The 12956-nt window shown below is 51.4% G+C and carries 10 protein-coding genes; 7 read left to right on the plus strand and 3 right to left on the minus strand.

Annotated features, from left to right (window positions below; genetic code table 11):
• Positions 1–32: 32 nt before the first annotated feature.
• On the minus strand, positions 33–1508 hold the full coding sequence (gene trpE / locus ACM67E_RS05665) for an anthranilate synthase component I (RefSeq protein ID WP_416192636.1): 1476 nt from the start codon (positions 1506–1508) through the stop codon (positions 33–35).
• 175 nt (positions 1509–1683) lie between these two features.
• Entirely contained in the window at positions 1684–2100 is a 417-nt protein-coding gene (locus ACM67E_RS05670) for a hypothetical protein (protein WP_416192637.1), read from the minus strand.
• A 176-nt stretch (positions 2101–2276) separates the two neighbouring features.
• Here ACM67E_RS05670 and ACM67E_RS05675 point away from each other — a divergent pair, with 176 nt between their 5' ends.
• The 5 genes from ACM67E_RS05675 to lpdA all read left to right on the plus strand — a co-directional run bounded on the left by ACM67E_RS05675 (position 2277) and on the right by lpdA (position 10650).
• Positions 2277–3053, plus strand: coding sequence for an SDR family NAD(P)-dependent oxidoreductase (locus tag ACM67E_RS05675; protein ID WP_416192638.1), 777 nt, complete (start codon positions 2277–2279; stop codon positions 3051–3053).
• Positions 3054–3075: 22 nt separating this feature from the next.
• Positions 3076–3690 (plus strand): Smr/MutS family protein, encoded by a 615-nt coding sequence (locus tag ACM67E_RS05680; RefSeq protein ID WP_416192639.1) that lies wholly within the window; start codon positions 3076–3078, stop codon positions 3688–3690.
• 530 nt (positions 3691–4220) lie between these two features.
• The gene (aceE, locus tag ACM67E_RS05685; protein WP_416192640.1) at positions 4221–6890 is read left to right on the plus strand and encodes a pyruvate dehydrogenase (acetyl-transferring), homodimeric type; all 2670 of its coding nucleotides are present in this window, start codon (positions 4221–4223) and stop codon (positions 6888–6890) included.
• A gap of 201 nt (positions 6891–7091) precedes the next feature.
• On the plus strand, positions 7092–8771 hold the full coding sequence (gene aceF, locus ACM67E_RS05690; protein WP_416192641.1) for a dihydrolipoyllysine-residue acetyltransferase: 1680 nt from the start codon (positions 7092–7094) through the stop codon (positions 8769–8771).
• 85 nt (positions 8772–8856) lie between these two features.
• Positions 8857–10650, plus strand: a complete 1794-nt coding sequence (lpdA, locus tag ACM67E_RS05695) for a dihydrolipoyl dehydrogenase (RefSeq protein ID WP_416192642.1) — start codon at positions 8857–8859, stop codon at positions 10648–10650.
• Between the two features lie 452 nt (positions 10651–11102).
• Here the strand turns inward: lpdA and htpX are convergent, their stop codons facing one another.
• Positions 11103–11942, minus strand: coding sequence for a protease HtpX (gene htpX / locus ACM67E_RS05700; protein WP_416192643.1), 840 nt, complete (start codon positions 11940–11942; stop codon positions 11103–11105).
• A gap of 300 nt (positions 11943–12242) precedes the next feature.
• Between htpX and ACM67E_RS05705 the strand changes: the two genes are divergently transcribed.
• Together ACM67E_RS05705 and ACM67E_RS05710 are read left to right on the plus strand one after the other, a co-directional pair.
• A complete protein-coding gene (locus ACM67E_RS05705) occupies positions 12243–12512 on the plus strand; it encodes a YihD family protein (RefSeq protein ID WP_416192644.1) in 270 nt (89 codons plus the stop codon).
• 81 nt (positions 12513–12593) lie between these two features.
• Complete coding sequence (locus ACM67E_RS05710; protein ID WP_416192645.1) at positions 12594–12923, plus strand: hypothetical protein; 330 nt, start codon at positions 12594–12596, stop codon at positions 12921–12923.
• Positions 12924–12956 lie beyond the last annotated feature (33 nt).

The raw sequence follows: 12956 nt of genomic DNA on the forward strand, positions 1-12956 counted from the left end.
GCCGTCTGAAAATATTGAATCCTGTTTAAAATTTACCTGTCCAACCCTTCCTGAACCATCTGCGCCGCCCTCACTACCGCGCGGGCTTTGTTCTGGGTTTCCTGCCATTCGGCTTCGGGAACGGAATCGGCGACCACGCCTGCGCCGCTTTGGACATACAGCGTGCCGTTTTTAATCACGGCGGTGCGGATGGCGATGGCCAAGTCCATGTCGTTGTTGAAGCTCCATACGCCGACTGCGCCGCCGTAGATGCCGCGTTTGCTGGGTTCGACTTCTTCGATGATTTCCATGGCGCGGATTTTCGGTGCGCCGGAAAGTGTGCCGGCGGGAAAGGTGGCGGCGAGGATTTCCATGTTGCTGATGCCGTTTTTCAGACGGCCTTCGACGTTGGAGACGATGTGCATCACGTGGGAATATTTTTCCACTACCATTTTGTCGGTAACGCTGACCTGACCGGTTTGGCTGATGCGGCCGACGTCGTTGCGCCCTAGGTCGATGAGCATGACGTGTTCGGCGATTTCTTTGGCGTCGTTGAGCAAATCCTGTTCGTTGGCCAGGTCTTCGGCCGGGGTTTTGCCGCGCAGGCGGGTGCCGGCGATGGGGCGCACGACGACGGTGTCTTGTTCGCGGCGCACGAGGATTTCGGGCGAGGAGCCGACGATGTGGAAGTCGCCGAAATCGTAGTAGAACATATAGGGCGACGGGTTGAGCGTGCGCAGCGCGCGGTAAAGTGCCAGCGGGCTGTCGGTGTAGGGCATGGTCATGCGCTGGCTGGGCACGACCTGCATGCAGTCGCCGGCAAAAATGTAGTTTTTGATTTTATCGACGCAGGCTTTGAACGGATTTTCGCCGAATTCGCTGGCCGGTTGGGTGGTGGCGCTGCCTAGAGACAGCGGAATGGCGCAGCTTTGGCGCAATTGGGTACGCAGGTCTTCCAAGCGTTCGCGTGCGGTTTCGTAGCCGTCGGCCTGGCTCGGGTCGGCATAGACAATCAGGTGGATTTTGCCGGAAAGGTTGTCGATAACGGCCAGTTCTTGCGAAAGCATCAGCAGAATATCCGGCGTTTCGAGCGGGTCGGCTTTGGGCGGATTTTTCAGGCGGTGGGCGAAATGCTCGAAATGGTAGATGGTTTCATAGCCGAAATAGCCGACCAGTCCGCCGGTAAAACGGGGCAGACTGGGGATTTCGGGTGTTTTGAAACGCGCGTGGAAGGCTTCGATAAAGGGCAACGGGTTGCCTTCGTGCGTTTCGATGATTTTGCCGTCGAAATACACGTCGACGCGTTTGCCGCTTGCTTTCAGGTAATGGCGGCAAGGCAGGCCGATAAAGGAATAGCGGCCGAAGCGTTCGCCGCCGACTACGGACTCGAGCAGATAGGTGAACGGTTTGTTCGCGAGCTTGAGGTAAAGCGACAGCGGTGTGTCGAGATCGGCGAGGATTTCCTGAACCAGCGGAATGCGGTTGTATCCTTGCGCGGCTTGGGCTTGGTATTCGGTTTTGCTGATCATATTCAGACGGCCTCGGCTGAAAAATCCGACGGATAAAACGGCCGGATTTCGGATGTTAAATAGTGCAAAGAGTATAGCAGTTTATACCGGGGCTGTTAACCGGTTTGCCGGAGCGGCAGGCCGTCTGAAAGCAAAATAAAAACACCGTTTCGCAAGGAAACGGTGCCGGGTATTTTTAAAAACTGGATGCCGTGTCGATTCTGGTTTGACGCGCACGCTTGAATTTGACGAAGTAGCCGAGGGCGACGGGGACAAGGGCCAAAATGATTTTGAATGTCCAGCTTGCATACCACGGTTTGGCAACCACAATCGCTTGGCTTTCTGCGCCGGGGACAATGAAATCCTTGATGGCGAACCAGTCGAGGAACGGCCACCAGCAAGCCACCAGTAAGCCCAAGAACCAAGGCCAGATCATGCGGCTCAAATCACGCTGCCACAAGAAGAAACACACCACCGCCCAAAGCAGGGTAAAGCCGGTAATCAGTAAAGAAGTATAGGTATCCGCACCAAAATAACCGGTGAGGAAATAGGTCAGCGCGACCCATAATAATCCTAAAACGAATACGATTAATTCTTCAGGACGTTTGAACATTCGGTTTCTCCAATGATGGCGCAAATTTTATCAGCTTGACGGGAAGGGATACTATACCTGAAAAAAACGGCTTTTGTGAAGAAGGTTCGGACGCGCTTTCAGACGGCCTGATTTTTCAGACGGCCTGTTGTGTGGCAAAATACCGTTCACTTGAAACGATGCAGACAGGAGCGGCCATGCGCCGAAAAATCATCATTACCGGACATACGGGCGGCTTGGGCGAAGCGTTGGCGGCGCATTATCTGCAGGGCAGTATGGAAGTTTGGGGCATTGCACGGCGCAGCTTGCCCGCGCAAAACGGTTTGCGGCAGTCTGCCGTGGATTTGGCCGATACGGAAGGGTTGGCGGCATGGTTGCAGCGTGGTGAAATCGATGCTTTTATGCAGGATACCGATGAGCTGGTTTTGATTAACAATGCCGGAACAGTTTTTCCCAGCGCGGTATGCGGCAAACAGAGGCCGTCTGAAATTGCGGCGGCGGTGGGTTTGAATATTACTGCGCCGCTGCTGTTCAGCAATCATGTTCTGGCGGTCAGGCCTGAAAATCTGCAGGTGAAAATCGTGCACATCAGCAGCGGCGCAGGGCGCAATGCCTACCCGGGCTGGAGCGTTTACGGCGCAAGCAAAGCCGCATTGGATCATCATTTGCGCTGTGTCGAAGCGGAAAACCACCATAATGTGAAAGTGTGCAGTATTGCGCCGGGCGTGGTGGATACCGACATGCAGGCGCAAATCCGTGCGCAGGATGGCGGGGATTTCCCGATTCTGCCGCGCTTTCAGCAGCTTCATGCCAATCAGGAACTCAGTCCGCCCGAGACGGCGGCAAAAATCATTGCATCAATGATTGACGATGCGGATTTCGGGGATGAAATTATCCAAGATGTCCGCACTTGGCAGTCTTTGAAACAGACTTTTCAGACGGCATCCATGGTGGGAAGGCCGTCTGAAAAATAAGATGACAGATAAGGAAAGTCAAATGAGTATGGATTTTCAATCTACTTTGAAAGCCTTGGGCAAACAGGCAAAAAAAGAAGCCGAGCAACGCCTGCTTGAAGCGGTGGAGGCTAAGAAGCGAGAAGAAGAACAGGTAGATTTTGCCAAAGCGGTCGGTGCGGTTACGCCGTTGAAAAATTCGCAACGCTATGAAGCACCGCGTCCGAAAACGGCCATCAAGCCGCGCCCGAAAGCGGAAACCGATTTGGCGGAAGAAGACTATTTTTATGTCGGTCAGGGCGGTTGGGACGAACCGCCGGCGACGTTCAGTAAAAACGGCCAAGGCAAAAACGACATCCAACGCTTGCGCAACGGGCATTATCCGGTGGTGGCCGATGTGGATTTGCACGGCTACACGCAGGAAGAAGCGCAGCAGGTGTTGAACGAGTTTATCGAATTCACCAAAAAACGCGGCGTATGCGGCGAAATCGTTCACGGCAGCGGTTTGGGGTCGGCCGGTTACAAGCCGGTTTTGAAAAACATGACCCGCCGCTGGCTGATGCAGCACCCCGACGTATTGGCCTATGTCGAGCCGCGTCAGGGAAACGACGGTGCGGTACGGATTCTCTTGAAGCGTCCGCGCCGTGATGAGGAATAAGGAAACAGGCGTTTCAAGGCCGTCTGAACCGGCAATGGCGGTTTCAGAGGGCCTCATTTGTTTCCTCATGCCGGCAAGGATTTTGTCATCGGTATTTTTACGTTTTTTTGCGCATGAATCCAAAGAAAGAGCGAAAACATACTTTTTCTTAAATGGCTTTGGCGGGATAAGATACGAAAATAAAATATTCGTTTTATTTCGAATGCGAATTTATTGGGAAATTGCACAAAAATCTTTCCGGAAAAAATTTCATTTTTATCGGATAAATCACCGTATCGGTTTGCCAGTCGGATTAAATACTGATACGATTTCAGTTGTCTCTTTACGCAAGGTATGGTTACAAGCGTTGTCATTAATCAGGCTTGGAAACTTTTTCCTATAAATCAGATGTTTTGGCGGTAAATCCGCCATATACTCCGCTAAAATGTTCGATTTCGAAATTGTAATTTTCTAAATCGAAGAAATATGAATCGACCCGAAATTAATTGGTTTCGAAGTCGGTATTTGTAATCTCACATAAGGATACTGATATGTCCACTCAATTGCACGATGTAGATCCGATTGAAACGCAGGAATGGCTGGATGCGTTAAGCTCGGTTTTGGAAACCGAAGGTACCGAACGCGCCCATTTCCTGCTGGAAAATCTGGTGAAATACACCCGCCGCCGCGGTGTCCACATGCCGTTTGACGCGACGACTGCCTATTTGAACACCATTCCGGTCGGCAAAGAGCAGAAATCTCCGGGCAACCATGAATTGGAACACCGCATCCGTTCGGCCATCCGTTGGAATGCCGCCGCGATGGTGCTGCGTGCCGGTAAAAAAGACTTGGAGCTGGGTGGCCATATCGCATCTTTCCAATCGGCCGCCACGCTGTATGACGTAGGTTTCAACCACTTTTGGCGTGCCAAAGGTGAAGGCGAAGAAGGCGATTTGGTATTCTTCCAAGGCCATGCTGCGCCGGGTATTTATGCACGTGCTTTTGTCGAAGGCCGTCTGACCGAAGATCAGTTGGATCATTTCCGTCAGGAAGTGGACGGCAAAGGTATTCCTTCTTATCCGCATCCGCACTTGATGCCTGATTTCTGGCAGTTCCCGACCGTATCGATGGGCTTGGGTCCGTTGATGGCGATTTATCAGGCACGTTTCCTGAAATACCTGGATTCGCGCGGTTTGAGCAAAACCAAAGGCCGTAAAGTCTGGGTATTCTGCGGCGACGGCGAAATGGACGAACCGGAATCTCAAGGCGCGATTGCATTGGCGGCGCGCGAAGGTTTGGACAATCTGATTTTCGTCATCAACTGTAACCTGCAACGTTTGGACGGCCCTGTCCGCGGTAACGGTAAAATCATCCAAGAATTGGAAGGCAACTTCCGTGGCGCGGGTTGGAACGTGTTGAAAGTGATTTGGGGCAGCAAATGGGATGCCCTGTTGGCGCGTGATACCAACAATGCGTTGAAACAGCGCATGGAAGAGGTGTTGGACGGCGACTACCAAACCTACAAATCCAAAGACGGTGCGTATGTGCGCGAGCATTTCTTCAATACGCCCGAATTGAAAGCGTTGGTTGCCAATATGTCCGACGATGAGGTTTGGGCATTGAACCGCGGCGGTCATGACCCGCACAAAGTGTATGCGGCCTACCATGAAGCGGTAAACAATGCCGGCGGCCGTCCGACCGTGATTTTGGCGAAAACCATTAAAGGCTACGGCATGGGTGCTTCAGGCGAAGGCCAAAACGTTGCCCACCAAGCCAAAAAAATGGACGTGAAATCGCTGAAGCAATTCCGCGACCGTTTCGGTATCGACGTGAGCGACGAGCAAATCGACAGCGGCGATCTGCCTTACTACCGTTTCTCCGAAGACAGCGAAGAAATGAAATACCTGCGCGAACGCCGCAACGCTTTGGGCGGTTATCTGCCGCAACGTAATCCGAACAACGAAGCGCTGCCGATTCCTGAATTGAGCGCGTTCGACGGCCAATTGCAATCCAGCGGCGACCGCGAGTTTTCGACGACTATGGCGTTTGTCCGCATCTTGTCCACTTTGTTGAAAGACAAGCAAATCGGCAAACGTATTGTGCCGATTGTTCCGGACGAAAGCCGTACTTTCGGTATGGAAGGCATGTTCCGCCAATACGGTATTTGGAACCCTAAAGGCCAGCAATATACCCCGCAGGATAAAGACCAGCTGATGTTCTACAAAGAATCGGTTGACGGTCAGATTCTGCAGGAAGGTATTAACGAACCGGGTGCAATGGCCGACTGGATTGCGGCGGCAACTTCCTATGCGAACAACCGCTACGCCATGATTCCGTTCTATATTTACTACTCAATGTTCGGTTTCCAACGCGTCGGCGACTTGGCATGGGCAGCCGGCGATATGCACGCACGCGGCTTCTTGTTGGGCGGTACGGCAGGCCGTACAACCTTGAACGGCGAAGGCCTGCAACACGAAGACGGCCACAGCCAAATCCAAGCCGACCTGATTCCGAACTGCGTGTCTTACGACCCGACTTTCCAATACGAATTGGCGGTTATCGTTCATGACGCATTGCGCCGCATGTATGTCGAAAACGAAGACGTGTTCTACTACCTGACTTTGATGAACGAAAACTACACCCATCCTGCCTTGCCGCAACGCAAAGGCATCGAACAGGAAATTCTGAAAGGCATGTACCTGCTGGAAGAAGGCGGTAAGTCTGACAAGAAAGTCCAGTTGATGGGTTCGGGTACGATTTTGCAGGAAGTGATTGCAGGTGCCAAATTGCTGAAAGAAGATTTCGGCGTAGAAGCCAATGTTTGGTCTTGCCCGTCATTCAACGAACTGCACCGCGACGCGATGGAAGTGGAACGCTTCAACCGTCTGCATCCGTTGGAAGAAGCCAAAGTGCCGTTTGTGGCGCAGCAATTGAAAGGCCATGAAGGTCCGGTCGTTGCCGCTACCGACTACATCCGCAGCTTTGCCGAACGTATCCGTGCCTACATCCCGAACGATTTCCATGTGTTGGGTACCGACGGTTTCGGCCGTTCGGACAGCCGTGCGAATCTGCGCCGCTTCTTTGAAGTAGACCGCTACAACGTAGCCGTTACCGCTTTGGCCGCTTTGGCCGACGAAGGCAAAGTCAGCAAAGAAACCGTACAGCAAGCCATTGAAAAATACGGTATCGCCACCGATACCGCCCCAAGCTGGAAACGCTAAAACGTTTCAGACGGCCTTGCGAACAGAGGCCGTCTGAAAACGGATTTTGAACGCAAACCAAGATTCAGAATCAAGTTTCAAGCATTCAAGGCTGATGTTTCAGACGGCCTGAACCATAAAGGCCGTCTGAAAACAGACGTATCTGTTTCAAAAAACCTTACTGCGACGATAAACGTTGCAGCACAACTAAGGAACAAAACGATGAGTCAAATCGTAGAAATCAAAGTACCCGATATCGGCGGTCACGAAAACGTCGATATTATTGCCGTGGAAGTCAAAGCCGGCGACACCATCGCAGTGGACGATACCCTGATTACCCTGGAAACCGACAAAGCCACGATGGACGTTCCTGCCGATGCCGCAGGCGTGGTAAAAGAAGTGAAGGTCAGCGTCGGCGATAAAATCTCCGAAGGCGGTGTGATTTTGCTGGTGGAAACCGGTACTGAAGCTGCTGGAGAAAAACCGGCCGCTGCCGAAGCGCCCAAAGCTGAAGAAGCCAAAGCAGAAGCGCCTGCCGCTGCGCCGGCTCAAGCTGCTGCACCTGCTGCCGCAGCAGGTGGCACGGTAACCGTGGCCGTTCCCGACATCGGCGGCCACAGCGACGTGGATGTGATTGCCGTAGAAATCAAGGTCGGCGATACCGTTGCCGAAGACGATACCCTGATTACTTTGGAAACCGACAAAGCGACCATGGACGTGCCTTCTACCGCTGCCGGTGTGGTGAAGTCCGTATTCATCAAAGTAGGCGACAAAGTATCCGAAGGTTCGGCAATTATTGAAGTCGAAGTTGCCGGTGGTACCGTTGCCACACCCGCCCCCGCTCCTGCTGCCGAGGCGCCTAAAGCCGCTGAAGCTGCTCCGGCTCCTGCTCAAGAAGCACCTAAAGCCGCTGCTCCTGCCGCTTCTTCTGCACCTGTTGCCGCATTCGGCAGCACACCGGTCGATGAAGCTGCATTTGCCAAAGCGCATGCAGGCCCTTCGGCCCGTAAACTGGCACGCGAATTGGGTGTGGACCTGGGTCAAGTCAAAGGTACCGGCTTGAAAGGCCGTATCGTCGGCGACGACATTAAAGCATTTGTCAAAGCCGCTATGCAGGGCGGTGCGGGCAAAGCGGCTCCTGTAGCGGCCGGTGCCTCTTTGGGCGGCGGTTTGGACTTGTTGCCGTGGCCGAAAGTGGACTTCAGCAAATTCGGTTCGGTTGAAGTGAAAGAATTGTCGCGTATTAAGAAAATCTCCGGTCAAAACCTGTCTCGCAACTGGGTAGTGATTCCGCACGTTACCGTAAACGAAGACGCGGATATGACCGAATTGGAAGAATTCCGCAAACAGTTGAACAAAGAGTGGGAACGCGAAGGCGTGAAATTGTCGCCTTTGGCCTTTATCATCAAAGCTTCCGTTGCGGCCTTGAAACAATTCCCTGAGTTCAACGCTTCTTTAGACGGCGACAACTTGGTATTGAAAAACTACTTCAATATCGGTTTTGCCGCCGATACGCCGAACGGTTTGGTTGTGCCGGTGATTAAAGACGTTGACCAAAAAGGCTTGAAACAAATCAGCCAAGAATTAACCGAATTATCGAAAAAAGCCCGCGAAGGCAAGCTGAAACCGCAGGAAATGCAAGGCGCATGCTTTACCATTTCCAGCTTGGGCGGTATCGGCGGTACCGGCTTTACTCCGATTGTGAACGCGCCTGAAGTAGCTATTTTGGGTGTGTGCAAATCGCAAATAAAACCGGTTTGGAACGGCAAAGAGTTCGAACCGCGCCTGATGTGTCCGTTGAGCCTGTCTTTCGACCACCGCGTTATCGACGGCGCGGCCGGTATGCGTTTCACCGTATTCTTGGCCAACCTGTTGAAAGACTTCCGCCGCATTACGCTGTAAGCGTAAAAGTTTTCAGACGGCCTCAAGCAATGAAGGCCGTCTGAAAAATGAATCGATAAGAAAGGTTCAAGAAGAAAGGTTTAAGATGAGCTTAATCGAATTGAAAGTGCCCGACATCGGCGGTCACGAAAATGTAGACATTATCGCGGTAGAAATCAAAGCGGGCGATACCATTGCCGTTGACGATACCCTGATTACTTTGGAAACCGATAAAGCCACGATGGACGTGCCGGCAGAAGCTGCAGGTGTCGTGAAAGAAGTCAAAGTCAAAGTCGGCGATAAAATTTCCGAAGGCGGCCTGATTGCTGTAATCGAAGCCGAAGGCGCGGCTGCCGAAGCACCTAAAGCAGAAACCCCTAAAGCTGAAGCTGCGCCTCAAGAATCACCGAAACAGGCTGCTCCTGCACCTCAAGCCGCACAGTTTGCCGGTACTGCCGATGCCGAATACGACGTGGTGGTATTGGGTGGCGGCCCGGGCGGTTATTCCGCTGCCTTTGCCGCAGCCGACGAAGGTTTGAAAGTTGCCATCGTCGAGCGTTACAGCACTTTGGGCGGCGTATGTCTGAACGTAGGCTGTATTCCTTCAAAAGCTTTGCTGCATAACGCTGCTGTGATTGACGAAGTGCGCCACTTGGCGGCCAACGGCATTAAATATCCGGAGCCTGAATTGGACATCGATATGCTGCGCAACTATAAAGAAGGCGTAGTAAGCCGTTTGACCACCGGTCTGAAAGGCATGGCTAAAGGCCGTAAAGTCGATGTGATTCAAGGAGAGGGACAATTTGTTGGCCCTAACCACATGGAAGTGGCTTTGACTACCAGCGAAGAATACGAGAAAGCCACGCAAACCGGCGAGAAAAAAACCGTTGCGTTCAAAAACTGTATCATCGCAGCAGGTAGCCGTGTAACCAAACTGCCGTTTATCCCTGAAGATCCGCGCATTTTCGACTCGACCGGTGCATTGGCTCTGAAAGAAGTGCCGGGCAAAATGCTGATTATCGGCGGCGGTATTATCGGCTTGGAAATGGGTACGGTGTACAGCACGTTGGGTACGCGTTTGGATGTCGTGGAAATGATGGACGGCCTGATGCAGGGGGCGGATCGCGATTTGGTCAAAGTTTGGCAGAAAGCCAACGAATACCGCTTCGACAACATTATGATCAACACCAAAACCGTGGCTGTCGAGCCTAAAGAAGACGGTGTTTACGTAACGTTTGAAGGCGAAAACGCACCGAAAGAGCCGCAACGCTACGATGCCGTATTGGTGGCTGCAGGCCGCGCGCCTAACGGCAAGCTGATTGGTGCCGAAAAAGCAGGTGTGGCCGTAACCGACCGCGGTTTTATCGAAGTCGACAAACAAATGCGCACCAACGTACCGCATATTTACGCCATCGGTGACATTGTCGGCCAGCCTATGTTGGCGCACAAAGCCGTACACGAAGGCCACGTTGCCGCTGAAAACTGTGCAGGCCATAAAGCCTATTTCGACGCGCGTGTGATTCCGGGCGTTGCCTACACCGCTCCTGAGGTGGCTTGGGTCGGCGTAACCGAGCTGTCTGCCAAAGCAGAGGGTCGGAAAATCACCAAAGCCAACTTCCCGTGGGCTGCTTCCGGCCGTGCGATTGCCAACGGCTGCGACAACGGCTTTACCAAGCTGATTTTTGATGCCGAAACCGGCCAAATCATCGGCGGCGGTATCGTCGGTCCGAACGGCGGCGATATGATTGGCGAAATCTGTTTGGCCATCGAGATGGGCTGTGACGCCGAAGACATCGGTAAAACCATCCATCCTCATCCGACTTTGGGTGAATCCATCGGTATGGCTGCGGAAGTGGCATTGGGTATTTGCACAGACTTGCCAGCGCAGAAGAAAAAATAACAGGCATCAATTAGCAGCATAATCTGTTGCCTGTTCATTTCTAGTTCAAAGGCCGTCTGAAAAATAAACTGCACCTTAATGGATGGGAATATCCAATCCATTAAGGTGCAGTTTTCTTATTATCGATACGATAAGGCTTTTAATTAAAGAGTGAACCAGTAGATACTTAACGCTTCCTGCTGTAAAAATTATTTTTCCCTCAGATGAGAAAATAAAATTATCTTTCTAAAAACTGTATATCCGTCGCAGGGTTATAAAAGCAGATTGTCGCAGCATGGAATTTGTGAGCAATAAAAAGATAGTGAGACCGATCTGAAGAAATTGATGGGCAATGACAGTATATTTTGAATTGGAAAGCGCACACAGGTTACGGACTCAGGTTAAAAGAAGGCCGTCTGAAAAGTTTTGGTTACCCAGAGCACTTTCAGACGGCCTTTTGTCTCGCAACCGGATTATTGCGCTTTCAGTCGGGCAATGCGGTTATCTAAGGAAGGGTGGGTGCTTAGTAACGAATCTTTGGCATCGCTGGCAATCCCCATCGCATTCATTTCTTGCGGCAAATCGCTTGGCGCACCTTTCAGGCGTTGCAGCGCGGCAATCATTTTCGGTGCACCGACCAGTTTTGCCGCGCCCGCATCCGCACGGTATTCGCGTTGGCGGCTGAACCACATCACGATAATGCTGGCCAGGAAGCCGAATACGATTTGCAGTACCATGCTGACCATGAAATACATACCGTTGGACGTGCTGCCGTCTTCATTGCGGGCAACCATTCCGGAAACGATGCGCGCCAAGAACACGACGAAAGTATTGACCACACCTTGAATCAGGGTAAGCGTTACCATGTCGCCGTTGCCGATATGCGCCATTTCGTGTGCCAAAACCGCTTCGACTTCATCGCGTGTCATGTGGTCGAGCAGGCCGGTGGATACGGCAACCAGCGAATTGTTTTTGCTCGCGCCGGTGGCGAAAGCATTGGGTTCGGGAGAGTGGTAAATGGCGACTTCCGGCGTTTTCAGGTTCCATTGGCGCGCCTGGGCTTCGACGGTAGAAAGAAGCCATGCTTCTTCTTCGCTTCTGGGCTGCGTGATGACTTCCGCACCGACCGAACGCTTGGCCATGGTTTTCGACAGCAACAGGGAAATAATCGAGCCGCTGAAACCGACTACGGCGGAATAAGCCAACAAACTGCCGACTTCGTTGGTGCCGTTGATACCCAAAACGGCCAAAATAATGCGGATAACGATCAATACGGCAATATTGGTTGCAAGAAACAGGAAAATGCGTTTCACCGGATGATTCCTTTATGTAGATGCGTGGTTTGTTTATTCCGCCGCAGGGTGGGCGGATTTGACGGTGTATTGTCTCAAAAAGCCCCATTTTAGAAAACAAGGGTTTGAGAAAAGGTATGCAAATTTGCACGGCGGCGTTGATGTGCCCGTCTGATAAACCAGAGGGGCAAAGCAAAACAGGGTAAAACCGTTTTCAGACGGCCTGCGAAGCCTGATTTGAAAAGATAAAATGCTGATTGAAAATTGGCTTTACGGCATTTAACCGTTTAAAATAATGCAAACTTACCGAAAGGAAACATCATGCGTTCACACCGTCTGCGCGAACTCTTGGAACTGCTCGAACCTTACTGGAAGCAGGAACCCGAGCTGCACCTGACTCAGATTCTGCAAAAAATTGCCGATGAAGCAGGGTTTGACAAACCTGTTGCCGAGCTAACTGACGAAGTGATTATTTATCATCTGAAAATGCACGGCAAAGACAAAACCGCCCCCGTGCCGGGTATTGCCAAGGATTACGAAGAAGATTTCAAAACCGCTTTGCTGCGCGCACGCGGAATCTTGAAAGATTGAAAAAAGGCCGTCTGAAAGTTAAATCCATTTTTCAGACGGCTTAGCTTAAATGTTTTCTGATGAGCCAATCGGGAAGAAATCATGTTGAAATATTCTGAAGTCGTTGAAACCATTATTGTCGAGCCTGTATTTTTGGACAGTAATGAATTGAACTTCAAAATAGAAATTTTGAAAAACAGTGCGGAAATGTTTAAGGTTCGATTGTTCAGATTAGAGCTTTATCGTGTTAAGCCTTCGTTTATTAAAGAGATGGTTGCTGATGAAGCACAATATGTACTGGATACCCATACGCTGCCGGATATTGAGACGGTTCAACACTGTTCCGAAGAAAGATGTTTGAATGAAGTTTTGAATTCAGGAGAAATTTTTCTAAATCTGCCGTATAAAAAGCCGTCTGAAAATCAGCTTTGATTTTCAGACGGCCTTTTTCCCGATTACAAACCT

The organism is Neisseria sp. CCUG12390 (assembly GCF_047837985.1).
Lineage (GTDB): Bacteria > Pseudomonadota > Gammaproteobacteria > Burkholderiales > Neisseriaceae > Neisseria.